A 23,514-nucleotide genomic window follows, 5' to 3' on the forward strand; every position below is an offset into this window, starting at 1 on the left:
AGTACACCATGGCGAAGAACGTATTAGTGGTCGACGACTCCAGCAGCGTACGGCAGGTGGTGGGCATTGCCCTGAAGAGCGCCGGTTACGAGGTGATCGAAGCCCGAGATGGCCAGGATGCCTTGAGCAAGCTCACCGGACAGAAAGTGCACTTGATCATCAGCGACGTGAACATGCCGAACATGGATGGCATCACCTTCGTCAAGGAGGTGAAGAAGCTGGCCAGCTACAAGTTCACGCCCATCATCATGCTGACCACCGAGTCCCAGGAATCGAAAAAGGCCGAGGGCCAGGCCGCCGGGGCCAAGGCCTGGGTGGTCAAGCCGTTCCAGCCGGCGCAGATGCTGGCGGCGGTGTCCAAGCTGATCCTGCCCTGAGCGTCGTGGACCAGGAGTTCTGCATGCCTATCACTCGCAAAACGCTCGACGGCACCGCCCACCTGGTCATCGACGGTGAACTGACGATCTACACCGTGGCCGAGCTGGCCGCTGCGCTGCTGCCCGAGATGGGCGCAACACCGCGTGTGCAGCTCGATCTGTCCCAGGTCACGGAAATGGACGGCGCCGGCGTGCAACTGCTGGCGGTCGTCCAGCGCGAAGCCAGCGCTGCCGGTACGGCCTTGACGCTGACCGACCAGAGCCAGGCGGTCAAACAGGCGTTGCAACTGTGTCGTTGCCTCGTCTAGCCCTCGCCATACGCTGTTCAATCATCGACAAGGACCGTTCAGGTGAGCATCAATCTCGATCAGGCACTGCAAACCTTCATCGTCGAGGCGCGCGAACTGTTGCAGGCCATGGAGCAATCCTTGCTGCAACTGGAAAGCGAACCGGGCGACGAGGATGCGATCGGCGCGGTGTTTCGTGCCGCCCACACCATCAAGGGCTCTGCCGGGCTGTTCGGGCTGACGCCGATCGTCACGTTCACGCACATCGTCGAAGATGTACTCGACCGGCTGCGTGACGGACTGATAGCGGTCGATGCCGCACTGATCGCCGTACTGCTCAAATCCGGCGACCACATGCTGGAGCTGATCAAGGTGGTTGCCAGCCGGGGTGAAGCGCTCTCGCCCGCCGCCGTTGAGCGCGAAGACGCGTTACGCCAAGCGTTGAATGCCTATCGGCACGTGGATGCCCCGGTGACTGGACTCGAAACCGAGCCCCCCGCCGCAAGTGAAGAAGGCCAGGTGCTCTGGCATATCTCGCTGCGTTTCGGCGAGGACGTGTTTCGCAACGGCATGGATCCGCTGTCCTTCCTGCGCTATCTCGAAACCCTGGGGCAGATCGTGCAGTTGCGCACCCTTACCGAGCGCATTCCAGACCTGAGCCGTTGGGATCCTGAAAGCTGCTACCTGGGCTTCGAGCTCGACCTGAATTCCAGCGCCGGCTACGCCAGCCTCAACGAAGTCTTCGATTTCGTGCGTGAAGACTGTGACGTACACATCAGCCGCGTCGATGAGGCGAGCGAAAGCGCTTCAGTGTCCGGCACCGAGCTGGTCGTCCAGGCCGAGGTCGCGCCTCTGGCGGGCACGCCCCAGCGCGTGACGGCGCCTGCCGAAGGCAAACCCCGCGACGGTAACTATGTGCGGGTCAACGCCGACAAGCTCGACGAACTGATCAACCTGGTGGGCGAGTTGGTCATCGCCAGCGCCGGCGCGAGCCTGCTGGCCCGTTCGTGCGACAACGACCCGTTGCAGGAAGCCACCTCCAGCGTGTCGGGCCTGGTCGAGGAAATCCTCGACAGCGCCCTGCACCTGCGCATGATCCCCATCGGCGACACCTTCAATCGCTTCCGTCGGGTGGTGCGCGATGTCAGTCAGGAACTGGGCAAGGACATCGAATTGATCATCAGCGGCGCTGAAACCGAGCTGGACAAAACGGTGGTCGAGAAGATCGGCGATCCGTTGATGCACCTGCTGCGCAACGCCATGGACCATGGCATCGAGAATGCCCAGGCGCGGCAGGCGGCGGGCAAACCGAGCAAGGGCCACCTGAGGCTCAATGCCTATCACGACTCCGGCAGCATCGTCATCGAAATCGCCGACGACGGCGCTGGCCTCAACCGTGAGCGCATTCTGCACAAGGCGCAGGAGCGCGGCCTGGTCGCCAGCGGCGCGACACTGACCGACCAGGAGATCTACAACCTGATCTTCGAGCCGGGCTTCTCCACTGCCGAAGCGGTGACCGACCTCTCCGGACGCGGCGTGGGCATGGATGTGGTCAAGCGCAACATCACCCTGTTGCGCGGCACCGTCGATCTGGACAGCCGTCACGGCCAGGGCACGCTGGTGCGCATTCGCCTGCCGCTGACCCTGGCCATCATCAATGGCTTCCTGGTCGGGATCGATCAGTCCACCTATGTGATCCCGCTGGACATGGTCCAGGAATGCATCGAACTCGACGAACACCAGCCGGTGTCGACACGCGACCAGGGCTACCTGGATTTGCGGGGCGAGGTACTGCCGCTGGTGGACCTGCGCGAGCACTTCAACCACGAGGGTGCGCCTGCGCGGCGCCAGAACGTCGTGGTGGTGCGCTATGCCGAGCACAAGGCCGGACTGGTGGTGGACGAACTGCTCGGTGAGTTCCAGACCGTCATCAAACCCCTGGGCAAGCTGTTCGGGGCACTGCGCGGCATCAGTGGCTCGACCATCCTGGGCAGCGGTGCGGTCGCGCTGATCCTGGACGTCCCTGCCCTGCTCAATCAAATCGTACAACTGGAAGCCCGCCCGGCTCCGGCGTCCCAGGCCCTGTCGGGCACCACGCGTTGACGTTCTTGCACTTCCATGGAGGTTTCCCCGATGAAATGGTTCTACGACCTGAAAATATCCACCAAGTTGATCAGCGCGTTCTTGCTGGTCCTGGCGCTCACCGCGGTGATGGGGGGCTTCGCCATCATCCAGTTGGGCGCCGTCAACCAGGCGGCGCAGGACATCAAGAGCAACTGGATGCCGTCGATGCGCGCGGCGGCAGGCATGCGCTTTTTTGCCGCCAACTATCGCCTGAAGGAAAACCGCAGTCTCGGCACTGACATCGCCGAACAGAAAGCCCAGGCCGAGCTGGAAGCGGCCGATGCACGCAAGGAATTCGAGACTCGGCTGGAAACCTACGAAGGCCTGATCGTCAGTGATGAGGATCGGCAACTGCTATCGAACGTGAAAAGCGCGTGGGCCGCGTACCTCAAGGCCAGTGCCCGACTGTTCGAGCTGTCCCGCCAGAACCAGGAAGCCGAGGCCCGCAGCCTGATCAGGGGCGAGTCCAAGACCCATTTCGACGAGGTCACCGGCCACTTGCAGAAGATGGTCGAACTCAACGACGCCGGTGCCACCGCCGCTGGTGACACGGGCACCGCCCTGTATGAAAGCTCGCGCTGGTCGATCATCGCCGTATTGATCGCGGCGCTGCTGATCGGCCTGGGCCTGGCCTTGTTCATCGCCCGGGTCATCGCCCGCCCGTTGCGCCAGGCTGCCACGGCAGCCGAGCAACTGGCCGAAGGCAACCTCAGTGCGCATATCGAGCCCGGCGCGAAGGACGAAACCGGCATGGTGCTCAATGCCATGCGCAATATGGTCGGCAAGCTGGCGCATATCATCGGCGAAGTGCGCAACGCCGCCGACAACCTGGCCAGCGCCTCGGAGCAGGTCAGCGCCACTGCGCAGTCGATGAGCCAGGCCACCAGCGAACAGGCGGCCAGCGTCGAGGAAACCAGTGCATCGGTGGAGCAGATGAGCGCCAGCATCAACCAGAACACCGAGAACGCCAAGGTCACCGATGGCATGGCCAGCAAGGCGGCCAGGGAAGCCACCGACGGCGGCGACTCGGTACAGCAGACGGTAGTGGCGATGAAGAAGATCGCCCAGCGCATCAGCATCATCGACGACATCGCCTACCAGACCAACCTGCTTGCCCTCAACGCCGCGATCGAGGCCGCGCGGGCCGGCGAGCACGGCAAGGGCTTCGCGGTGGTGGCCGCCGAGGTGCGCAAGCTCGCCGAGCGCAGCCAAGTGGCCGCCCAGGAAATCGGCGAGCTGTCTTCGAGCAGCGTCGAGATGGCCGAGAAAGCCGGCAAGCTGCTGGACGAGATGGTGCCGTCGATCAACAAGACCTCCGACCTGGTGCAGGAAATCAGCGCAGCGTCCGAGGAACAGGCCGCAGGCGTCGCGCAGATCAACACCGCGATGACCCAGCTCAACCAAGTCACCCAGCAGAACGCGTCGAGCAGCGAAGAGCTGGCCGCCACCGCCGAGGAAATGAGCAGCCAGGCCGAGCAGTTGCAACAGGCCATGAGTTTCTTCGTGCTGGATTCGACCACCAAGGCCGTGGCGCAGGGCAACAATGTCGACAGCAGCGGCAATCTCGCCCGCCCCTCGCCCCGCCCGGTCCAGCAGGCACCGCGCAAGGCCTTCGCCTACAGCATGGCCGGTGTGCCGGACGAGTCGGAGTTCACCCGTTTCTGATCAGGGAATTGGCACGGGCCAACCAGGAGAATCATATGGGCGCAGTCATCGCCACCCGTCAGACCGCCAGTGCGGCGGACGAGGATGGGCAGTACCTGACCTTCATGCTCGGGGGCGAGATGTTCGCCATCGGCATTCTGGGCATCAAGGAGATCATCGAATACGGCAGCCTGACCGTGGTGCCGATGATGCCCGCCTTCGTGCGCGGCGTGATCAACCTGCGCGGCGCGGTGGTGCCGGTGGTGGACCTGTCGGCGCGTTTTGGCCGGCCCAACTCCACCATCACCCGGCGCTCCTGCGTGATCATCATCGAGGCCAGCACCCAGGAGGGGCAGCCCCAGGACCTCGGGCTGCTGGTCGATACCGTCTCGGCCGTGCAGGAAGTATCGGCCGCGCAGATCGAACCGCCGCCCAGCTTCGGCGCGCGGATTCGCGCCGACTTCATCAGCGGCATGGCCAAGGTCGATGGCAAGTTCGTCATCGTCCTGGCCGTCGACAAGGTGCTGTCCATCGATGAGATGTCCAGCCTGGCCGAGGCCGGCCAGTTGCCGGCGCTTGAAGCCGAAGGCCGGTGAGGCGCGACCATGACCGACACTTCATCACTCGACGACCGAGAGTTCGGTCAATTCCAGGCCTGGCTGCACCGCGCAGCCGGCATCAACCTGTCGCCGGCAAAAAAGGCACTGGTGGCCGGGCGCCTGTTCAAGCGCCTCAAGCACTATGAGCTGGACAGCTATGGGGATTATTTCAAGCTGATCATGGGCGACCAGCGCAAGGGCGAGCTGCAGGTGGCCCTGGATTTGCTGACCACCAACGAAACCTATTTTTTCCGCGAGCCCAAGCACTTCGACTTTCTGCGCCAGCAGGTGCTGCCCAAGGCAGCGCCAGGCAAGGTGTTTCGGGTGTGGAGCGCGGCGAGCTCCTCCGGCGAAGAGCCCTACAGCCTGGCGATGACCCTGGCCGAAGGCTTGAACACCACGCCTTGGGAGGTGATCGGTTCGGACATCAGCACCCAGGTGCTGGCCAAGGCGCGCAGCGGGCACTACGCCATGGAGCGTGCCAGTACCCTGCCCCAGCCGCTGCTGAGCAAGTACTGTCTGAAAGGCGTTGGCCGCCAGGAAGGTACATTCCTGATCGACAAGTCGCTGCGCAACCGGGTCAATTTCATCCAGGTCAACCTCAACGAGCCGCTGCCTGGCCTGGGCGAGTTCGATGTGATCTTCCTGCGCAACGTGATGATCTATTTCGATCAACCCACCAAGCGCCAGGTGGTCGCGCGTTTGCTGCCCCAGCTCAAGCCTGGCGGCTACTTCATCATCAGCCACTCGGAAAGCCTGCACGGCGTGAACGACACGTTGAAGCTGGTGGCGCCGTCGATCTATCGCAAACCATGAAAACAGCCACGAAAACCACCGAACTGATCCTGGCGCCCGGTCAAGTCAGCTTCGCCACGCGCCCCCTGCGGTTGCGGACCCTGCTCGGCTCCTGCGTGGCATTCACCTTGTGGCACCCGCAACGCCTGATCGGCGGGATGTGTCATTTCATGCTGCCGGCCCGTACCCGCCGCGACCAGCCGCTGGACGGCAAGTACGCCGACGAGGCCCTCGAGCTGCTGCTGCGCCACGCCAGGGCCCACGGCACGCGGGCGCGTGACTATCAGGTGAAAGTGTTCGGCGGTGGCGAGATGTTCCCTGAGCAGCATCGCCACCTGCCCGATCAGGACGTGGCCAGCCTTAACATCCGTGCGGCCTTGGCCTTGGCCGAACGTCATCACCTGCACCTGGCCGCCCAGGACATGGGCAGCACCGGCTACCGCACCATCCTCTTCGACCTGTGGACCGGCAATGTCTGGGTCCGGCACCAACCAATGGGAACCCTGCGTAAAGATGCCTACCAAAAAAATCAGCGTCCTGCTGGTCGATGATTCGGCTGTAGTGCGCCAGGTGCTGCTGGCGATTCTCAACGAGACGCCGGACATCCGCGTGATGGGCGCCGCTTCCGATCCGATCTTCGCCATGGACAAACTGGCGCGCGAATGGCCGGACGTGATCGTGCTGGATGTGGAAATGCCGCGCATGGACGGCATCACCTTTCTCAGGAAAATCATGGGCGAGCGGCCCACGCCGGTGGTGATCTGCTCGTCACTGACGCAGAAAGGCGCGGAAACCTCCTTGCAGGCGCTCTCGGCCGGGGCGGTGGAGATCATCACCAAACCCACCACGGGGCTGAAGAGCTTTCTGATGGAGTCCGCCGCTGAGTTGGTTGGGGCGATACGTGCAGCGGCGAACTCCAATGTCAAGAACCTGGGCAAGCGTGTGGTGCGCCCTGCGCCGATGGCTGCGCCCGCGAGCAAGCTCAGCGCGGACGCTATCCTGCCCGCCGCGGGCGGCCAGGCCATGGCACAGACCACCGAACGCATCGTCGCCATCGGCACGTCCACCGGTGGCACTCAGGCACTGGAAACGGTGCTCACCGCGCTACCGAGGGTGTGCCCGGGCCTGGTGATCGTGCAGCACATGCCGGAGAAATTCACCGCGTCCTTTGCCGAAAGGCTCAACAGCATCTGTCAGATCGAAGTGCGTGAAGCGCGCAACAATGACCGGGTGTTGCCCGGCCTGGCGCTGATCGCGCCGGGGGGCAAGCACCTGATGGTGACCCGCAGCGGCGCCTACTATCACGCCCAGGTGGTCGAAGGCCCACTGGTGAACCGCCATCGGCCGTCGGTCGACGTGTTGTTTCGCTCCGTGGCCCGCTTCGCCGGCAAGAACGCGACCGGCATCATCATGACCGGCATGGGCGACGACGGTGCACGCGGCCTGAAAGAGATGCTCGACGCCGGCGCCGCCACCGTCGCCCAGGACGAAGCCAGCTGCGTGGTATTCGGCATGCCCAAGGAAGCCATCAAGCTCAACGCCGCCCAACGCATCATGGCGCTGGGCGATATTCATCAGGCGATTGTGCACAAGTGAGCGGCAGCAGCCTCACGCGGCGAGGCTTGACACCGATGCCCAACTTGGCTGCACTACCGGCCGTTTCAAGGACGATGCAAGGATCGCCGTCATGGCCAAGACGCCCCTCGCCTCCCGAGGCAATTTTCTCCGGGCCCTGCTTTTTCTCCCGCTGGGCCTGTGTCTGCTGTACCTCACCTTCTGGCTGGTCGAAGAACGACTGGACTTCATCGCCCACGCGCAACGTGCCGAAGGCCACGTCAGTGCGTTGAACGCCGGCGGCAGCCACCCCCAGATCGACTTCGCCACTGCCTCGGGCGACACCTTCAGCTACCCCGAAAGCGGGCTGATCTTCGGCTACTCGGTGGACAATCCAGTGGCAGTGCTGTACCGCGCAGAATCGCCCGCCGCCACCGCGATCATCGATGATCGTGGTGCACTGTGGGGCGCCAGTCTGCTGAGCGCACTCTTCGCGCTGGTTTCGCTATCAGGGGGCGTCTATCACGCGGTCGCCTGGATTCGGGAACGTCGTCGCGCTCAATCTGCATAAGGACATTCAGATGCACATCCCCTTGCCTGTCACCGTCAATGAATGGCGTTACAAGACCGCCAGAGGATGACCAGCGCATCTCGACTGAGACGATTGCGCTCGCAGTTCCAACCGCCAGCGTCCCAGCCAATCAACACGGTCTGCTGTTCCAAGCCACTACCCTCGGCTGTGCGAGTCAATGCTCCAACGCGTACCGCCTGCAATGCGCCAGATACCCTTGCTCGTGACTGCCCACCAACTGAATCACGTTGCTCCACAACCACGACGGCGCATCCAGCGTCTCGGAACGGTGCAGTTGCAACTCCTCGATCCAGGCGGCGCGCGTGCTCAGGTCCATTTGCCGGGCATGGGCATGACCTACCACACGGGCCAGATACCCTGCGGCCCGGCGTGCTTCCTGCTCGCTGAGCTCATCGAGTTCCAGCTTCATGTCCTGGGGCAGCAACTCACGGACGAAGAAGCCATGATCGAGCATGCGCACCGCCACCATGCGGTTGCCCAGGCCCGGCGAAAGATGCCGAGCACCTTCGACCACGCGCCGGGCATTGTCGCGCGGCATCGAGGCGCGGGCGGTGCGGGGGGCGGCGGCGGCGATGGCTTCCTTGACGTCCAACAGGCAGAACTCCTGGTCGTCGCCCTCCCCAACCGCCATCAGCACGGCGTAGCGCAGCAGGCCCAGTGAGCTGCAGCCCTTGACCCAGTAGGCCGAGTCCAGCAGTTCCACGCGGTCCTCCGGGCTACGGCCCTTGAGCGAGGTCACCAGGGTGTGGATGTCGTCCGAGGCGCAGAGCTTGCGCACCGCCGTCTTTTCCTCGCGCGACAGCGGCCAGAAATGCTTGCCCAGCGGAATGCTCGGACGCACCCGCTCGATGCGCTCGCGGGCCAGGTGTTTCCAGGTGCGGCGCACGGCGGTGCGCATGCCAGCCTTGACCTGCGCCGGCCGCTCGGGCTCTTCGTCATCGCTCTGTTCGAAGGCCTGGGCGTAGCCCTGCATCATCTCCTCGAGCATGCGCGCAGTGACCACGCCCGGCAGGTCCGAGCTGCGTGCGGCGGTGGCCAGCGACAGGCCCAGTCGCACCAGGTCATGGGCTGGATTGCCGATCACGGTCTGGTCGAGATCGCGGATGTGGATGTCGATACGGCCCTTCAGATCCCCGGTCGGACCCAGGTTGCCGGCGTGACAGTCACCGCAGATCCACACCGCCGGCCCGCTGGGCAGGCGGCGCCCGGATTGACTGTGCAGCCAGTCGTAGAACTGCACCGTGCTGCCACGCACATAGGCATGCGCCGACCGGGCCATCTTGAGGTTGCGCAATTGCGTGAGGGTGTCGATACGGTCTGAGGGGCGCGGTAGTTTCATGGACATCTCGGATCCAGGCGATATCAAATTGACTTCAATCTGACACAGTTGTTCCAAAATGTTTCAAGAGGTCTTCAGGCGTGCCCATCGCGTCAGCACTTCGTCCCAGCATCGCGAGATTTCGGCACCGATCCATCCTCTGGCTGGCATACCCGGCGAATAAGGGCGCACCACCAGGTGGGCTTGGAGAAACGCGTCCGTCCATCCGGCCCACTCGCCCGCCATGGACTGCAGATTGCTGTGCAGGACCGGATAAACCTCGTTCCACAAGATGCACTGCACCTGGTCAGGCGTGTAGCCAGTCTGAGCCAGACGCTGCACGAGCCCGTCGGAACTGAGGTCGACATCGGTGTCCAGAAAGAACTCCGACAACGCTTGCCACACCCGCAGTCGATCCGCGTCAACGGTGCTCATGAGGCGCCCCCTGCGCTCGCCAGCGGAATCGACAGGATGGCGGCCAGCCCGCCCTCGGCTCGGTTTTCCAGGCGTACCTGACCGCCCAGGCGCTCGACGATGGCCGCGACGATGGACAGTCCCAGCCCTGCCCCGTTCGGGCTGTTGCGGCTGTAGAAACGTTCGAACACGCGCGTCAGGCTGGCCTCTTCGATACCGGGGCCTTCATCTTCCACACTGAGTTCGAGCTGCCCACCGCGTTGCTGCAGCGAAACGCAGATACGGCCACCCGGTGGCGAGTGCTCCACGGCATTGGCCACCAGATTCTGCAAGGCGATGCCCAGCACGCCGGCATCGACCGTGGCCAGGTGATCGCCCTCATCGAGTTGCAACGACGGTTCCTGGCCACGCTCCAGAATCCAGGGCGTCAATTCGGCCAAGGTCTCGGTGACCACCTCGCCCAGGTCGATCGGCGTGTCCACGCGCTGGCCCAGGCGCGGTTCCAGGCGCGCCAGGGTCAACAGCTGGTTGACCACCCGCGTGAGGCGATCCACGGCACCGATCAGGAAGCCCAGGGCTTTTTGCCGTTCGGCCTCGCTGGTGGCGGCTTCGGCGTTCTGCGCGTGAAGACGCAGAATGGCCAGCGGCGTGCGCATTTCATGGGCCGCATCGGCGATGAAGCGGTGTTCGCGGCGCAGCAAATCGTCGATCTGCGCCAGCAAGCGGTTGATCGCCGCCTGCATCGGCTCCAGCTCCGAGGGCAGCGGCACCAGTTGCAGCGGCTCCAGCGATTGCGCATGCCGTGCGCGAATCACATTGGCCATGTTCTGCAGCGGTTGCAGACCCCAGCCGATGGCGGCCCAGACCAACAGCGCCAGGGCCAGGCTGCCGATGAGGAACGGGAACACGGTATGGCGCACGATGCGGTCGATCAGGTCGAAGCGCACATCCTCGCGCTCGCCGACCCAGATCACCCAGTGACGCGCCGGCACCGGTAGCACAAAGCCGCGCCAGCACTGGCCATCGACCACGATCTCGGAGAAGCCTGGGGTCACCGGCAACGGTGTCAGCACCGGTGCACTTGGGGTATTGACCAGGCGCGTGCCGGCGTCATCCCAGACCTGGAACGCCAGCTTGCTTTCATAGGGATGGCCGACCCGGTGCCGGCCGGCCTGGCTCAGGGCGTCGTTGAAGGCCTGGTACAGCGAGGCCCGGCTGCCCTCCTCCACCGGCAGGCTCATCACGCCCTGCAGAAGCCGCGCGTTCTGCGCCAGGTGGGCGTCGTAGATCTCGGTGATCTCATGGCGGCTGTCATGGTAGTTGTACAACGCCAACAGGCTGGTACCGACCACCAGCAGTAGCATCACCCGCCACAGCGTGCGCTGGCGCAGCGAACTCATGCCTTGCCCTCGACCAGGTAGCCGATGCCGCGCACGGTGCGGATCAAGCCGTTGAACAGCTTCTTGCGTAGCTGGTAGACGTTGACTTCCAGGGTGTTGCTCTCCGGTTCCTCGTCCCAGCCGTAGAGCAACTGGGTGAGCCGCTCGCGGGTGAAGACCTTGCCCGGCTGCGCCAGCAACTCGTGCAGCAGGCGGTACTCCTTGGGCGTGAGCACCACCGGCCGGCCCTCGTAGTGCACCTGCTGGGTGGCCGGGTCGAGGCTCACCCCGGCGTGCTCGATCAGCACCCGTGCTCGTCCGGCACTGCGGCGCAGCAATGCGCGCAGGCGGGCCTTGAGCTCGTTGAGGTCGAAGGGTTTGACCAGATAGTCGTCGGCACCGGCATCCAGCCCAGTGATACGGTCGTCGGTGGCGTCACGGGCAGTGAGCACCAGCACCGGCAGGTTGTCACCGCCCGCCCTCACCCGCCGCAGCACCTCGATGCCATCCAGGCGCGGCAGCCCCAGGTCGAGAATGGCCAGGTCGAAGGTCTCGTGCTGCAAGGCGTGCAGGCCGCTGGCGCCATCGCGCAGCCAGTCGAGGGTATAGCCCTCCTGACGCAAGCCATCGCAGATGCCTTCGCCCAGCGCCGTATCGTCCTCCACCAGCAGCAGCCGCATAGATCAGTCCTGTTTGTCCTTGAGGGTCTTGAGTAACGCGGCGATATCGCTGCGCCGGCCCTGATCGGCCAGCTCGCGCCCCGGACGTGGCGGCGCCTGCAGCGCTTTGTTCAGCGCCGCGCGGGCCTCGTCGTAGCGTTTGCGCCGAACCAGATGATCGGCCCAGAAGTAGTTGCTGTCGATACCGTTGGGGTTGATTTGCAGTGCCTGGCGCAACAAGGTTTCGGCCTTGTCGCTGTCGCCGAAGCCGATCGGCCAGCCCGGCACCTGGTCGTAGAGCGTGCCCAGGCTGGTATAGGCCGAGCCCTGCAAGGCCCCGGCGTCCAGGGCGATGGCCTGCTCCAGGCTGGCCCGCGCCGCCTTCACTTTGCTCAGCGCGCCCAGCCCGCCGGTCGCGCCGGCCCAACTGCTGTTGACGATGCCGTTCCAGATCAGCGGTTCGGCCGCGCCCGGATACTGCCGGACGAAGGTTGCGGCGTCGCCGGCCAGCTTCTCGAAGGCCTCGCTGCGCTGCTCCTTGGGGGTCTGGTACTGGATCTGCGCCCAGCGCTGCTGCAAGTCGGCCAGCCGCTGCGCGCCGCCTGGGTCCAGCGCCCAGGTAGAGGATGAGAACGCCAGCAGCGTGGCGAGTAACAGACGCTTCATTTCAACGACTCCTTCGCGTGTCCGTCGACGTGGCGACGGATCATGGGTAATTGCTTGCGCAGCGCACGGTCGACCACCCCTGGCAGTAGGCTGTTGAGGCGCACGAAGAGCTTCTCCGGCCAGCCCAGGTACAGCTCGCTGCGTTCGCTCTGCACGGCGTCGAGCACGGCCCGTGCGACATCGACGGGGTCGTCCATGCCGACCTTGAGCGCATGATTGAGCGCCATGGCGGCGCTGCTGTTCATCGGTGTGCGGGTGGCCCTGGGCGCGGCGTACAGCACGTTCACCGAGGTGTCGGCCAGCTCCCGGCGCAGCGCCTCGGAGAAGCCGCGCAGGGCGAATTTGCTGGCACAGTAGGTGGCATAGCCCGGATAGCCGATCGAGCCGTAGGTCGAGCCGACATTCACCACCAGCGCCCTGGGCTGGGCGCGCAACAGCGGCAGGCAAGCACGGGTGAGGTGTAGCGGCGCCTTGAGGTTGATGTCCAGCAACTCGTCCAGGGCTTGTTCGTCGAGTTGGTCGAGCAAGGCGAAGCGATTGACCCCGGCGGCATTGATCAGCACGTTGACACCGCCCAGCGCTCGCGCCTGTTGCACCACCTGGTCGCGACCGCTGGGGTTGCGCAGGTCGGCGCTGTGCCAGGTGAGGTGCTGCGGGTAGCGCTTGAGCACCCCGGCCAAATCGCCCAATTGTCGACTGACCGCCAGGACCCGAGCCCCCGCCGCGCATAACTGCTCGGCCAGGGCCAGGCCGATCCCGCCACTGGCACCGGTCAGGATCACCACACAGTCAGGCAGGCGCATGCTGTACGCCCTGCGATTCGCTGAGTGGCAGGCCGCGGAACATTTCGCTGTAGAGGTGGTACACGACCTTGGCCGCATCGAGCACGGCCTGCTGGTCCTCGGGCTGCTCCAGACGGTTCATCAGCGTGCGGTAGGTGACCATGTGCTCCTGATCCAGGGCACCGTGCGAGCTCAGGTAGCTGAATGCCCTGTCAGGCAGTTCCAGGCTGCGCTGCAAGGTACCGGCCGCTTGGGTCGCCAAGGCGATGCTGGTGCCCTCGAGCACGTTGACCATGCCGAACAACCCCACCGGATTGCCGCGTGCGATGAGGTCGTAGAGATAGGCGACCATCAGCTCGATGGGCAATGCCGGTCGGCCGTCTCGCACAGCATCCCAGTCGCCGCCACAGGCCTTGATGTCATCGAGAATCCACTGTTCGTGGCCGTATTCTTCCTCGATGTACTCGCACACCGCGCCGCGCAACCATTCCAGGCGCCGTGGCAGCCGGGCACCGCACGCCATCATCAGCGGTACGGTATGGCGCACGTGATAGTACGCCTGGGTCAGGAAGGCGATGTAGCTGTGGCGGCTGGCCTGCCCAGCCAGTGCCTGGCGGATGACCGGAACGGCGAACAGCGCCTCGCGTTGCGGGGCGGTCTGTAACTGCAGGGTGTCGAAAAAAGCCATGGCGAACCTCACAACGCAATGTCGGATAGCAAACGGTGGTAGCGCGCCAGAATCGCCTCGCGACGCGGGCGACCGTTGGCGGTCAGGGTGTGCTGGTGGCTGTCGAGCGGCTCGGGCAGACGGCGCCAGTGATGAACACGGGCATAGTCCGGCAGGCGCGCATTGCCCTGCCGCACGGCCTGCTCGATATCGGCATCGCTGCTGCCAGGGTCTCGCGGCCAGAGCAAGGCGACGTTGCGCGGCAAACCCTCGCCGTGCACGAACACCTGTGCAAGGGCGCCGCACTGGGTCAGTTCGGCCTCGACCCACTCGGGGCTGACGTTGCGTCCGAAGCTGGTGATGAACTGGTGCTTCTTGCGCCCGTTCACGTACAGGTAGCCCTGCGCGTCCAGGTAGCCGAGGTCGCCGGTGGCCCACCATGACGCGTGCAGCGGTGGCTCGCCCAGATAACCCAGCAGCGTGGAACCTGCGACCAGCACTTCACCGTCCTCGGCGATGCGCACCTGCACGTGCGGCAAGGGCTTGCCGACGCTGCCCAAGCGGTACGCGCCGGGCCTGTTCAGGGCCACCACCGACGCGCACTCGGACAGGCCATAGCCTTCATACACCGGCAGGCCAATCGCCTCGGCGCGCTCCAGTAACGCCTGGGACACCCGCGCGCCGCCCACCGCCACGAACCGCAGCGCGCCCACTGGCATCAACCCGCGCTCGATGGCGGTGACCAGGCCCAACAACAACTGCGGCACCAGGATCAGGCTGTGTGCACCGCTCAGGGCTATCGCGCCGAGCAGTCGCTTGAAGTCGACCTGGGTGGCGCCGCTGATGCCCAATTGCGCCTGCGGGTACAACTGCACGCACGCACCGGCCATGAGCGCGGCATACACGCCCAAATTCTCCAGCAACACCCCCAGCGGCAGCACCGCCAGGTAACGCTGGGCCGAGGCGCTGCGGCTGGCCTCTTCCAGGGTCCGGGCGACGCACAGCATCGCCTCGGCACTCAAGCACACGCCCTTGGGTTGGCCGGTGCTGCCGGAGGTGTAGGTGATCTTTGCCGTGCCTTCGGGCAAGGTCACCGGCCTGGGTTCTGAGCGATGCCAGAACGCAGCGGTACGGCTGAAACCGGCGCCGAGTAGCTGAGCGGTCCACACCTCATCGACCAACGCCAATGTCGCGCCGCTCTGCTGCACGCAATGCGCGAACTGCTGGGGGCTGAAGAACGCTGGAATGACCACGCACGGGCAGCCGGCAAACAGCGCTGCCAAGTCCCAGAGCAACGCCTGCGGGCCGTTGTCCAAGGCCAGGATCAGTGCGGCTGGTGACTGACGCTCCAGCTCGCCTGCACGGCGCTCCACTTCATCGCGCAACTGCGCCCAGGTGACCCGCTCGTTGGCCCCCTGCACAGCCACCTCGTGCGGGCAGTCACGGGCTTGCACGCTCAACCTGTGCCAGAAACGCTCGAGTTCATGCGGCATGCCCGGATTCCTCGACCACCTGCGGCAGTCCCAGGCGTTGGAACAGCCCGATGCGCGCCAGCGCGGCGAAACCTTGGCCAATGTTGCCCACCATCACCTGGGGCCGCTGGTTGTAGTAGCGGCCCCACTGGACGTGTTCCTCACCCAGGCGTCGCGGATCGGCCACGCCGAGCACGCTGGGTTGCAGCCCCAGGCGGCGGAAGCTGTTGACCAGTGACGCCGCCCCGGTGAACGTCACCCACTGCAGCCCGCGCACGGCCAGCAGCCAGGTGATGAGGATGATCATCAGCCGGGCGCTGCCGGCGTCGACCGAGGCCAGGTTGCCCACCTCGACCCATTGCCCGCGCTCCACCACGGCGCCCTGCACATCCGCCAGCGCCAGGTGGACAGGCATGTCCAGGTAGCGCTCGACAAACAGTGCACCGCTGCTGGCTGGACGCACCCCGGCAGCGGCGACCAGGCGCCCGGACGCATCGCGCAGGGCCAGCAACTCGGGCAGGTAGTGCTGCACATCGGCCTGATGGCGGTCGGCGAAGCACTGATGGATGAACTGCTCCAGCTCACTGCGCCCGGCGTCGGCGGCCAGGTGCAGGGTCAGCTGAGCAGAGGCGGCGGCGGGGCCGCCTACAGACAACGGGAGCAAGGTGCTCCATGGCAGATGTGACATGCGACTCCCCCTGGGATCGGCGTGTGGGGGAAGTATCGGCAGCGAATCTGAAAGGAGTCTGAAGTGCCGGCTGACTTTACAAGCCATGGGCAAGCGGCATCATGGCGCCCGCTCGTGCTGTCTTGCATGGATACCCGCCAAGGATTGGAGATGTGAGGAAACCCCGCGTTTACTGCCGATGATTTCGCTGGATTTACTGGGCGCGGCGCATGCTATTGCAGCGGCGCGAAGTGTCGGACTACTGGCTCAGCTCAAGTAGCCGCTCAAGCATGGAGCACTTCATTCCGGTGATTGCCCGTCGTACCAGGCGGCATACGGGGTGTTGCCGACCTTGCGGCGGTTGTAGTCCGGACTGCCATCTGTCCACCACACCGGCCCTCGCTCGCCCAGCGCCACCTTGGCGGCGTCGACCTCGGCGCGGGCGCTGCGCAGCGCAGCAGGGTCATCGGCCAGGCGGGCTTGCCTGACCGCACGCCGCGCGGCCATCAACTGGCTGACCAAGGCCGTACGGCGTGGTTCAGGCAACGCCGGGTCGCTGCAGCGCCATAGACGCCCCTTGACCACGAAATAGCGGCCATCCGGCGTGGTGGGATACTTCACCGATACTGATCGTCTTCGCTGTCGTCTTCGACAAGGTCCGCGTCGTCGGCCTCGTCAGCGTCATTCAATGCCGGCGAGGCTGGCTTGCGTGGGTCGTTGATGAAAGGCACACGGCTCGGGCCTTGTTCTTCGAGACCTTCGGTTTCTGGCTGCATGGTGATTCCTCCGTTGCTGCGAGTTTGGAGTCGCCGCCGGGCCCGTCGTTCAGTCGCGCGCGCGCACCACGGCGAGCAGCGTCTGCGCGTCGCTGACCTCGAACTTGCCCGGCGCCTCGACCGCCAAGTGCCGGACCACACCGTTGTCCACCAGCAGCGCGTAGCGTTGCGAGCGATAGCCCATGCCCCGTGCGGACAGGTCCTGGCCGAGGCCCAGGGCCTCGGTGAATTGGCCATTGCCGTCGGCGATCATCTGCACGGCAGTGCCCACCTGCAGGCTCTTGCCCCAGGCCTGCATGACGAAGGCATCGTTGACCGAGACGCAAAGGATCTCGTCGATACCGGCGGCGAACAGTTCCGGCGCGGCCGCGACATACCCCGGCACATGACGCTCCGAACAGGTCGGGGTGAACGCGCCCGGCAGCGCGAAGATCAGCAACTTGCGCTGGTCGCAGCGCTCGCGCAGCGAAAAGGCGTTCGGGCCGATGGCACAGGCGCCCTCGCCTTCGCTGTATTGATAAAGGGTGACATCAGGGAGCATGGCGCCACGTTCGATCATCGCTGAGATTCCTGGGAAGAGAATTGAGGCAGGTGCGTTTGTATCAGGTTTGACGCACCTGGGCTTTGTAAAAAATCTTTCATGCACCGGACCCGCAAATAGCCCACCGCGCTAGTCATCTATATGAATGGCTGCGTTATAGTTTTCGGAGCTCGTAACAAGACATTACAAGAAGAGGTTTGCCTTGGATCTTTCACACGCCGCGTGGCTCGCCCACGACACCCGCCTGCTGATCTGCTGCGGGGCTGCCATCGCCTGCATCGTGGTACTGATCAGTCTCACCAAGCTGCCGCCGTTTCTCTCCATCCTCATCGGCACCTTCGTCGCCGGCCTGGGCGCTGCCCTGCCGCCGGAAGCCGTGGCCAAGGCGTTCGCCAAGGGTGCAGGCAGCCTGCTGGGCGAGGCCGGCATGATCATCGCCCTGGGCGCCATGCTCGGCGCGCTGATGGCCGAGTCCGGTGCCGCCGACCGCATCGCCTCGACGCTGTTGCGCCATGCCCGTGGTAAAGCGCTGCCCTGGGTCATGGCCGTGGTGGCCATGGTGATCGGCCTGCCGCTGTTCTTCGAAGTGGGCCTGGTGCTGATGGTGCCCGTGATCTTCGTCATCGCCCGGCAGTCCGGGCAACCGCTGCTGAAGGTGGCGATCCCGGCATTGGCCGGCATGACCACGCTGCACGCCCTCATGCCGCCTCACCCCGGCCCGCTGATCGCGGTCAGCGCGCTGCACGCCGACCTGGGCACGACCATGCTGCTGGGCCTGTGCATCGCGGTACCGGCGGTGATCCTCGCCGGTCCCCTGTACGGCATCTGGCTGTCACGGCGTATGCAGGTCGAGGAGCCTGCGGAACTGGGCGAGTTGTTCACCGCCAAGGTGCAGACTCGGCGCAAGCCAAGCTTTGCCATGTCGCTGCTGATCATCCTGCTGCCGGTGCTGCTGATGCTGGGCAGCACCTTGGCCAAAGTCGCCATGGCGCCCGAGAGCAGCCTGGCACTGACCTTGAAGTTCCTCGGCGAGCCGCTGATCGCACTGGGGTTGGCGGTGATCGCGGCGGTGATCTGCCTGGGCTGGTCGATCGGCATGGCGCGCGATCAGGTCGGTGGCGTGCTGCGCAAGAGCCTGGCACCGATCGCCGTGTTGCTGCTGACCATCGGGGCCGGTGGTGGACTCAAACAGACGCTGCTCGAAGCGGGCGTGAGCGACACCATCAGCAAGGTCGCCAGTGGCGCCCACCTGTCGTACGTGCTGTTGGCGTGGCTGATCGCTGTGGCCCTGCGTCAGGCCACGGGCTCGGCCACCGTCGCCACGACCACCACGGCGGGTATTCTGGCGCCGCTGATGACGGGGCTGGCGAGCACCCAGAGTTCGCTGGTGGCGTTGGCCATCGGCGCAGGCTCGGTGTTCTTCTGCCACGTCAATGACGCCGGGTTCTGGATGGTGCGCGAGTACTTCGGCTTGCAGCTCAAGCAGACGCTATGGGTGTGGTCGGTGTTGCAGACCATCGTTTCGGTGGTGGGGCTGGTCGGCACGCTGCTGTTGTGGCAATGGCTGCAGTAAGATCGATCGGCGAGGAGTACATCCGTACTCCACTCCCTTCGCCTGCTAAGTTAAATATTCTTCACATGCGCTAATGATTCTCATTGAGGTAGATTCGCCGGCGACCTATTCATTCGCGCCAGCGGTCATCCCGGGAGAATCATGCTCGTTCCTTTCCTCATCATGCTCCGCGAGGGCATCGAAGCGGCGCTGATCGTCGGCATCATCGCTAGCTACTTGCGCCAGACAAGTCGCGGCCAGTGGATGCCGGCTGTGTGGATCGGCGTATTCCTGGCCATCGCGCTTTCGCTGCTGGTCGGTGCCGGCCTGGAGCTGATGAGCAGCGAATTTCCGCAGAAGCAGCAGGAGCTGTTCGAGGCCGTGGTCGGTCTGGCGGCGGTGGTGATGCTCAGTGCCATGGTGCTGTGGATGCGTAAGGTGGCGCGGTCGATCAAGCAGGCCCTGCACGTCTCGCTCGACGCCGCGCTGGCCGGCTCCCGGCACCAGGCCTGGGCGCTGATCGGCATGGTCTTCTTCGCCGTGGCCCGCGAAGGCCTGGAAACGGTGTTCTTCCTGCTGGCCGTGTTCCAGCAGAGCAGCGGCCCTGCGGCGCCCCTGGGCGCCTTGCTGGGTCTGTTGGTTGCGGTTCTGATAGGCGTGGCGCTGTATTCGGGCAGCCTGCGCCTGAACCTGTCGCAGTTCTTCCGCTGGACCGGCCTGTTCATCCTGGTGGTCGCCGCCGGCATCCTGGCCAATGCCGTGCAAGCGCTGCACGAGGCCGGTGTGTGGAACGGGCTGCAAGCGGTGGTCTTCGACAGCAGCGCTGTGCTGCCGCAGGACGGGCCGACCGGCTCGGTGCTGGCCGGCATGTTTGGCTACCAGGACACCCCGACCATCAGCACGCTGGGCGCCTATCTGCTCTACCTGATCGGTGCGCTGCTGCTGTTCTTCTGGCCGGTCAAGGCCGCGCCGTCCTCCTCCTCGAACGCACAAGGCCCCGCATGAGCCGTGATCAAGGCGGCACGCCCGCCACGCCCCCCTCCCCGCGCCTGCTGCGCCTGGCCCTGCTCGGCAGCGTGCTGCTGATGGCCGGCGCTGGCGTGGTGTTCTACTACGCCGCCCAGCAAGCCCAAGCCAAGCGTTCGACTGGCGCCGGGCTGGAAACCCTGGTCACGCTGCGTGACCACGCCTGCGAGCCGAACGACCTGAGCGTTGCAGCCGGAGTCAACCGTTTTCGCATCGTCAACCAGTCCCAGCGTGCCGTGGAGTGGGAGATCCTCGACGGCGTGCTGGTGATCGAGGAGCGCGAGAACATCGCGCCGGGCTTGTCGCAAGTGATCACCGCCAACCTGCAGCCGGGCCGCTACGCGATCACCTGCGGCCTGCTGAGCAACCCGCGCGGCAGCTTGACCGTCACCCCGACCGCCGCGTCCGAGGCCGCTGCCCAGGCGCGCCCGACCCTGACCGCCTTCATCGGGCCGCTGTCGGAATACCGCGTCTACCTGAGCAGCCAGGGCTCGGCGCTAGTACGCGCGGGGGCGGCGCTGCAGCAGGCGATCGAAGCGGGTGACCTGCAACAGGCGCAGACCGCCTATGCGCAGGCGCGACTGATCTATCAGCGCATCGCAGGGGCCAGCCAGCGCCTGGGCGAGCTGGACAACCGTATCAACGCGCGCGCCGACTACTTCGAGCAGCGCGAGCAGGACCCGGCGTTCGGCGGCTTTCACCGCCTCGAATACGGCCTGTTCCAGCAGCGCAGCAGCGCCGGCCTGGAGCCGGTCGCACAAGCCCTGACCCACGACCTGAGCGAACTCAAGACGCAACTGCTGGCCCAGTCCATCGCGCCAGCGCAATTCACCGGCGCGGTGGTGCGCAACCTGCAGAGCCTGGCGCAGAGCCGCAGCAGCGGTGAAGAAGAACGCTACAGCCACCTCGATCTGCCCGGCTTCGCGGCCAACCTAGAAGGCGCGCGCAAGGTGATCGACCTGCTGCGTCCGTTGCTGGCCCGAAACGCCTCCGCCCCCCTGGCAGCCGTCGACGCCGCCATGGCCCAGTTCGACCAGCAACTGAAGGCGCTGCGCAGCGACGACCAGTTCTTGCCTTACGACCAGGTAACGCCCACGCAAAGGCAGCAGATTGCCGAAGGCGCCCAGCACCTGGCCAATGCCATCACGGCCCTGAATCCCGCACTGGGACTGGACGATTTGCCGACACAAGCGAGCCCCCGATGACCGACCGCGACACCGCCAACGCCCCGCTCTGCCCACAACGTCGACGCCTCCTGGCAGGCCTGGGTGCCGCCGGGGTGGCCATCGCCGGCGCCGGGCTGAGCGGCACTGCCCTGGCCGCGCCCTCCCCGGCCAAGGTCACCGAGGCCCCGCACAGCGACCGCACCCAGGAACGCAAGACCTGGCTCGGTGCCCACCAGCCGGGCATCGTCACGCCGCGCCCGACGGCGGGCATGTTCGTTGCCTTCGATGTGCTGGCGCAGAACGCCGAGGACCTCGAACGGCTGTTCCGCACGCTGGAGCAGCGCATCCGTTTCCTGATGGCCGGAGGCCCGGTGCCGCAGGTGGACCCCAAGCTGCCACCGGTCGACTCCGGCATCCTGGGTCCAGTGGTCACGCCCGACAACTTGACCATCACCGTGTCGGTCGGCGAATCGCTGTTCGACGACCGCTATGGCCTGACCGCTGCCAAACCGGTGCGTTTGAGCCGTATGAGCGGCTTTCCCAACGACGCCCTGGAGGCCGAGCGCTGCCACGGCGACCTGGGCCTGCAGTTCTGCTCCAACTCGCCGGACACCAACATCCACGCCTTGCGCGACATCATCAAGACCTTGCCGGACCTGCTCTACGTGCGCTGGAAGCAGGAAGGCTCGGTGCCGCCCCAGGCACCGCACAAGGCCGGCGACCCCGAACAGAGTGCACGCAACTTCCTGGGCTTTCGTGACGGCTCGGCCAACCCGGACTCCAGCGACGCGGGCCTGATGGATCGTGTGGTCTGGGTCGGCGTGGGTCAGGAGCCGGCCTGGGCCGCGCATGGCAGCTATCAAGTGGTGCGCATCATCCGCAACCTGGTCGAGCGCTGGGACCGTACGCCGCTGCAAGAGCAGGAATCGATCTTCGGCCGCAAGAAGACCAGTGGTGCACCCATGGACGGTCAGCGCGAAACCGACGTACCGAACTACCCGAAAGATCCGCACGGCAAGCTGACGCGACTCGACTCCCACATTCGCTTGGCCAACCCACGCGATGCCGGCAGCCAGGCCAACCTGATCCTGCGCCGCCCGTTCAACTATTCCTCAGGCGTCGGCAAGAACGGTCAGTTGGACATGGGCTTGCTGTTCATCTGCTACCAGGCCGACCTGGAGAAAGGCTTCATCACGGTGCAGAACCGCCTCAACGGCGAGCCGCTGGAGGAGTACATCAAGCCGGTGGGCGGTGGCTATTTCTTCGTCCTGCCGGGCGTGACGCACGCGCAGGACTTCATCGGCCGTTCGCTGCTCGGCGCGGCCGCCTCTTCCAAACCCGTATGACCTGGACCAGGACGCACACCATGAACAACACCCGTCTCGCCCTGCTGCTTGCTGTTGCCCCGCTGCTGGCCAATGCCGCCACGGTGGATCCGCTGACCCTGGTCCAGCCAGTGTCGGACTACAAGATCTACGTCACCGAGAAAGTCGATCAACTGGTCAGCGACACCCAGCTGTTCACCCAGGCGGTGAAGCAGGGAGATCTGGCCAAGGCCCAGGCGTTGTATGCCACCACCCGCGTCAACTACGAAACGATCGAACCGATCGCCGAGTTGTTCAGCGACCTCGACGCGGCCATCGACTCACGGGTGGATGATCACGAAAAAGGCGTGGCTGCCGAGGATTTCACCGGGTTTCATCGCCTGGAATATGCGTTGTTCGACCAGCATACGACCCAGGGCCAGGGGCCAATTGCCGATAAACTCATCGCCGATGTCAAAGACCTGCAGAACCGCATCGCCACCTTGACCTTCCCGCCGGAGAAAGTGGTGGGTGGCGCGGCGGCGCTGCTCGAGGAAGTGGCGGCGACCAAGGTTTCGGGGGAGGAAGATCGCTACAGCCATACCGATCTTTACGACTTCCAGGGCAATATCGACGGCGCGCAGAAGATTTTCGAGCTGTTCCGGACGCATTTGGCGGCGCAAGATCAGGGGTTTGTCGCCAAAGTTGACAAGAACTTTGCGACGGTCAATGGATTGCTGGCCAAGTACAAGACGGCTGACGGCGGGTTCCAGGCTTATGACAAAGTTGCTGAGCGGGATCGCAAGGCCATGATTGGGCCGGTCAATACCTTGGCTGAGGATCTTTCGACGTTGCGGGGGAAGTTGGGGTTGAACTGAGCTCGGTGGTTCAGGTTGGCTTGGGTGGCGTGATTATCCATTGGCTTTGGTGAGGCTGGGTCACCTTTTCGCCTTTACGGCGACCCCCTTTTTTTCTTGGAAAAAAGGGGGCAAAAACCGCTTGCTCCTGCATACGGCCCCTTCGCTGCGCTGCGGGGTTCCCTCGCGCCGGTGGCACTCCGGGGGTACCGCGCTTAGGGGCCATCCATGGCCCCAAGCGCTTGACGGGCATCCCTGCCCGTCAACCCCCTCCGTGCCACCTCTGCTCGGCCTCC

At 65.0% G+C, this 23,514-nt stretch carries 26 protein-coding genes; 14 read left to right on the plus strand and 12 right to left on the minus strand.

The annotated features are described in order from the left end of the window. Nucleotides 1–8: 8 nt before the first annotated feature. The 9 genes from Q7C30_RS07420 (at nt 9) to Q7C30_RS07460 (ending at nt 7,951) form a co-directional block, all read left to right on the plus strand. Complete coding sequence (locus Q7C30_RS07420; protein ID WP_029612024.1) at nt 9–377, plus strand: response regulator; 369 nt, start codon at nt 9–11, stop codon at nt 375–377. A 23-nt stretch (nt 378–400) separates the two neighbouring features. Beyond that, entirely contained in the window at nt 401–685 is a 285-nt protein-coding gene (locus Q7C30_RS07425) for an STAS domain-containing protein (protein WP_317871146.1), read from the plus strand. Nucleotides 686–727: 42 nt separating this feature from the next. Continuing rightward, complete coding sequence (locus Q7C30_RS07430) at nt 728–2,767, plus strand: chemotaxis protein CheA (protein ID WP_317871147.1); 2,040 nt, start codon at nt 728–730, stop codon at nt 2,765–2,767. A gap of 30 nt (nt 2,768–2,797) precedes the next feature. Next, nucleotides 2,798–4,453 carry a methyl-accepting chemotaxis protein gene (locus tag Q7C30_RS07435; RefSeq protein WP_317871148.1) on the plus strand — a complete coding sequence of 552 codons (1,656 nt, stop codon included), beginning with the start codon at nt 2,798–2,800 and terminating at the stop codon, nt 4,451–4,453. Between the two features lie 35 nt (nt 4,454–4,488). Then, entirely contained in the window at nt 4,489–5,028 is a 540-nt protein-coding gene (locus Q7C30_RS07440; RefSeq protein ID WP_317871149.1) for a chemotaxis protein CheW, read from the plus strand. A 9-nt stretch (nt 5,029–5,037) separates the two neighbouring features. Beyond that, nucleotides 5,038–5,847, plus strand: a complete 810-nt coding sequence (locus tag Q7C30_RS07445) for a protein-glutamate O-methyltransferase CheR (protein WP_029612028.1) — start codon at nt 5,038–5,040, stop codon at nt 5,845–5,847. Then, nucleotides 5,844–6,377 (plus strand): chemoreceptor glutamine deamidase CheD, encoded by a 534-nt coding sequence (gene cheD, locus Q7C30_RS07450; protein ID WP_317871150.1) that lies wholly within the window; start codon nt 5,844–5,846, stop codon nt 6,375–6,377. Before Q7C30_RS07445 ends, cheD begins: the two co-directional genes overlap by 4 nt. Continuing rightward, nucleotides 6,340–7,422 (plus strand): chemotaxis response regulator protein-glutamate methylesterase, encoded by a 1,083-nt coding sequence (locus Q7C30_RS07455; protein WP_317871151.1) that lies wholly within the window; start codon nt 6,340–6,342, stop codon nt 7,420–7,422. Before cheD ends, Q7C30_RS07455 begins: the two co-directional genes overlap by 38 nt. A gap of 91 nt (nt 7,423–7,513) precedes the next feature. Further along, on the plus strand, nt 7,514–7,951 hold the full coding sequence (locus Q7C30_RS07460) for a DUF3592 domain-containing protein (protein ID WP_317871152.1): 438 nt from the start codon (nt 7,514–7,516) through the stop codon (nt 7,949–7,951). A 175-nt stretch (nt 7,952–8,126) separates the two neighbouring features. Here Q7C30_RS07460 and Q7C30_RS07465 read toward each other — a convergent pair whose 3' ends face one another. The 12 genes from Q7C30_RS07465 to Q7C30_RS07520 all read right to left on the minus strand — a co-directional run bounded on the left by Q7C30_RS07465 (nt 8,127) and on the right by Q7C30_RS07520 (nt 17,331). Beyond that, the gene (locus Q7C30_RS07465; protein ID WP_039583171.1) at nt 8,127–9,311 is read right to left on the minus strand and encodes a DUF2252 family protein; all 1,185 of its coding nucleotides are present in this window, start codon (nt 9,309–9,311) and stop codon (nt 8,127–8,129) included. A gap of 63 nt (nt 9,312–9,374) precedes the next feature. Next, nucleotides 9,375–9,725: a hypothetical protein gene (locus tag Q7C30_RS07470; protein WP_317871153.1), complete on the minus strand. Its 351-nt coding sequence runs from the start codon at nt 9,723–9,725 to the stop codon at nt 9,375–9,377. After that, nucleotides 9,722–11,104 (minus strand): ATP-binding protein, encoded by a 1,383-nt coding sequence (locus Q7C30_RS07475; RefSeq protein WP_317871154.1) that lies wholly within the window; start codon nt 11,102–11,104, stop codon nt 9,722–9,724. The genes Q7C30_RS07470 and Q7C30_RS07475 overlap by 4 nt, the downstream gene beginning before the upstream one ends. Beyond that, a complete protein-coding gene (locus Q7C30_RS07480; RefSeq protein WP_039577803.1) occupies nt 11,101–11,763 on the minus strand; it encodes a response regulator in 663 nt (220 codons plus the stop codon). Before Q7C30_RS07480 ends, Q7C30_RS07475 begins: the two co-directional genes overlap by 4 nt. Nucleotides 11,764–11,766: 3 nt before the next feature. Next, entirely contained in the window at nt 11,767–12,408 is a 642-nt protein-coding gene (locus tag Q7C30_RS07485) for a tetratricopeptide repeat protein (RefSeq protein WP_295482057.1), read from the minus strand. Next, on the minus strand, nt 12,405–13,211 hold the full coding sequence (locus Q7C30_RS07490; RefSeq protein WP_317871155.1) for an SDR family oxidoreductase: 807 nt from the start codon (nt 13,209–13,211) through the stop codon (nt 12,405–12,407). The genes Q7C30_RS07485 and Q7C30_RS07490 overlap by 4 nt, the downstream gene beginning before the upstream one ends. Beyond that, nucleotides 13,198–13,878 (minus strand): iron-containing redox enzyme family protein, encoded by a 681-nt coding sequence (locus Q7C30_RS07495; protein ID WP_317871156.1) that lies wholly within the window; start codon nt 13,876–13,878, stop codon nt 13,198–13,200. Before Q7C30_RS07495 ends, Q7C30_RS07490 begins: the two co-directional genes overlap by 14 nt. A gap of 8 nt (nt 13,879–13,886) precedes the next feature. After that, nucleotides 13,887–15,350, minus strand: coding sequence for an AMP-binding protein (locus tag Q7C30_RS07500; RefSeq protein WP_317871157.1), 1,464 nt, complete (start codon nt 15,348–15,350; stop codon nt 13,887–13,889). Further along, nucleotides 15,340–16,017, minus strand: a complete 678-nt coding sequence (locus Q7C30_RS07505; protein ID WP_317871158.1) for a thermostable hemolysin — start codon at nt 16,015–16,017, stop codon at nt 15,340–15,342. Before Q7C30_RS07505 ends, Q7C30_RS07500 begins: the two co-directional genes overlap by 11 nt. Nucleotides 16,018–16,296: 279 nt before the next feature. Beyond that, nucleotides 16,297–16,617: a hypothetical protein gene (locus tag Q7C30_RS07510; protein ID WP_317871159.1), complete on the minus strand. Its 321-nt coding sequence runs from the start codon at nt 16,615–16,617 to the stop codon at nt 16,297–16,299. Continuing rightward, entirely contained in the window at nt 16,614–16,772 is a 159-nt protein-coding gene (locus tag Q7C30_RS07515) for a hypothetical protein (protein WP_162889530.1), read from the minus strand. Before Q7C30_RS07515 ends, Q7C30_RS07510 begins: the two co-directional genes overlap by 4 nt. Before the next feature lie 49 nt (nt 16,773–16,821). Continuing rightward, nucleotides 16,822–17,331: a peroxiredoxin gene (locus tag Q7C30_RS07520; protein ID WP_317871160.1), complete on the minus strand. Its 510-nt coding sequence runs from the start codon at nt 17,329–17,331 to the stop codon at nt 16,822–16,824. A 184-nt stretch (nt 17,332–17,515) separates the two neighbouring features. On the opposite strand from Q7C30_RS07520, the gene Q7C30_RS07525 reads away from it, so the two are divergent. The 5 genes from Q7C30_RS07525 (at nt 17,516) to efeO (Q7C30_RS07545) (ending at nt 23,239) form a co-directional block, all read left to right on the plus strand. Next, entirely contained in the window at nt 17,516–18,886 is a 1,371-nt protein-coding gene (locus Q7C30_RS07525; RefSeq protein ID WP_039577781.1) for a gluconate:H+ symporter, read from the plus strand. Between the two features lie 141 nt (nt 18,887–19,027). Continuing rightward, entirely contained in the window at nt 19,028–19,870 is an 843-nt protein-coding gene (gene efeU, locus Q7C30_RS07530; protein WP_317871161.1) for an iron uptake transporter permease EfeU, read from the plus strand. Beyond that, on the plus strand, nt 19,867–21,096 hold the full coding sequence (gene efeO, locus Q7C30_RS07535) for an iron uptake system protein EfeO (protein WP_317871162.1): 1,230 nt from the start codon (nt 19,867–19,869) through the stop codon (nt 21,094–21,096). The genes efeU and efeO (Q7C30_RS07535) overlap by 4 nt, the downstream gene beginning before the upstream one ends. Further along, a complete protein-coding gene (efeB, locus tag Q7C30_RS07540; RefSeq protein ID WP_317871163.1) occupies nt 21,093–22,403 on the plus strand; it encodes an iron uptake transporter deferrochelatase/peroxidase subunit in 1,311 nt (436 codons plus the stop codon). The genes efeO (Q7C30_RS07535) and efeB overlap by 4 nt, the downstream gene beginning before the upstream one ends. Nucleotides 22,404–22,423: 20 nt before the next feature. Beyond that, complete coding sequence (efeO, locus tag Q7C30_RS07545) at nt 22,424–23,239, plus strand: iron uptake system protein EfeO (protein WP_317871164.1); 816 nt, start codon at nt 22,424–22,426, stop codon at nt 23,237–23,239. Nucleotides 23,240–23,514: the final 275 nt, after the last annotated feature.

Source organism: Pseudomonas sp. RAC1, from assembly GCF_030658255.1.
Taxonomy (GTDB): Bacteria; Pseudomonadota; Gammaproteobacteria; order Pseudomonadales; family Pseudomonadaceae; genus Aquipseudomonas; species Aquipseudomonas boreofloridensis.

Excerpts from the sequence above, each read along its gene's own strand:
- Q7C30_RS07420 (WP_029612024.1), top strand. The coding sequence starts at position 9 with ATGGCGAAGAACGTATTAGTGGTCGACGACTCCAGCAGCGTACGGCAG.
- Q7C30_RS07425 (WP_317871146.1), top strand. The coding sequence starts at position 401 with ATGCCTATCACTCGCAAAACGCTCGACGGCACCGCCCACCTGGTCATC.
- Q7C30_RS07435 (WP_317871148.1), top strand. The coding sequence starts at position 2,798 with ATGAAATGGTTCTACGACCTGAAAATATCCACCAAGTTGATCAGCGCG.
- Q7C30_RS07440 (WP_317871149.1), top strand. The coding sequence starts at position 4,489 with ATGGGCGCAGTCATCGCCACCCGTCAGACCGCCAGTGCGGCGGACGAG.
- Q7C30_RS07445 (WP_029612028.1), top strand. The coding sequence starts at position 5,038 with ATGACCGACACTTCATCACTCGACGACCGAGAGTTCGGTCAATTCCAG.
- cheD (WP_317871150.1), top strand. The coding sequence starts at position 5,844 with ATGAAAACAGCCACGAAAACCACCGAACTGATCCTGGCGCCCGGTCAA.
- Q7C30_RS07455 (WP_317871151.1), top strand. The coding sequence starts at position 6,340 with ATGCCTACCAAAAAAATCAGCGTCCTGCTGGTCGATGATTCGGCTGTA.
- Q7C30_RS07460 (WP_317871152.1), top strand. The coding sequence starts at position 7,514 with ATGGCCAAGACGCCCCTCGCCTCCCGAGGCAATTTTCTCCGGGCCCTG.
- Q7C30_RS07465 (WP_039583171.1), bottom strand. The coding sequence starts at position 9,311 with ATGAAACTACCGCGCCCCTCAGACCGTATCGACACCCTCACGCAATTG.
- Q7C30_RS07470 (WP_317871153.1), bottom strand. The coding sequence starts at position 9,725 with ATGAGCACCGTTGACGCGGATCGACTGCGGGTGTGGCAAGCGTTGTCG.
- Q7C30_RS07475 (WP_317871154.1), bottom strand. The coding sequence starts at position 11,104 with ATGAGTTCGCTGCGCCAGCGCACGCTGTGGCGGGTGATGCTACTGCTG.
- Q7C30_RS07480 (WP_039577803.1), bottom strand. The coding sequence starts at position 11,763 with ATGCGGCTGCTGCTGGTGGAGGACGATACGGCGCTGGGCGAAGGCATC.
- Q7C30_RS07485 (WP_295482057.1), bottom strand. The coding sequence starts at position 12,408 with ATGAAGCGTCTGTTACTCGCCACGCTGCTGGCGTTCTCATCCTCTACC.
- Q7C30_RS07490 (WP_317871155.1), bottom strand. The coding sequence starts at position 13,211 with ATGCGCCTGCCTGACTGTGTGGTGATCCTGACCGGTGCCAGTGGCGGG.
- Q7C30_RS07495 (WP_317871156.1), bottom strand. The coding sequence starts at position 13,878 with ATGGCTTTTTTCGACACCCTGCAGTTACAGACCGCCCCGCAACGCGAG.
- Q7C30_RS07500 (WP_317871157.1), bottom strand. The coding sequence starts at position 15,350 with ATGCCGCATGAACTCGAGCGTTTCTGGCACAGGTTGAGCGTGCAAGCC.
- Q7C30_RS07505 (WP_317871158.1), bottom strand. The coding sequence starts at position 16,017 with ATGTCACATCTGCCATGGAGCACCTTGCTCCCGTTGTCTGTAGGCGGC.
- Q7C30_RS07515 (WP_162889530.1), bottom strand. The coding sequence starts at position 16,772 with ATGCAGCCAGAAACCGAAGGTCTCGAAGAACAAGGCCCGAGCCGTGTG.
- Q7C30_RS07520 (WP_317871160.1), bottom strand. The coding sequence starts at position 17,331 with ATGATCGAACGTGGCGCCATGCTCCCTGATGTCACCCTTTATCAATAC.
- efeU (WP_317871161.1), top strand. The coding sequence starts at position 19,028 with ATGCTCGTTCCTTTCCTCATCATGCTCCGCGAGGGCATCGAAGCGGCG.
- efeO (WP_317871162.1), top strand. The coding sequence starts at position 19,867 with ATGAGCCGTGATCAAGGCGGCACGCCCGCCACGCCCCCCTCCCCGCGC.
- efeB (WP_317871163.1), top strand. The coding sequence starts at position 21,093 with ATGACCGACCGCGACACCGCCAACGCCCCGCTCTGCCCACAACGTCGA.
- efeO (WP_317871164.1), top strand. The coding sequence starts at position 22,424 with ATGAACAACACCCGTCTCGCCCTGCTGCTTGCTGTTGCCCCGCTGCTG.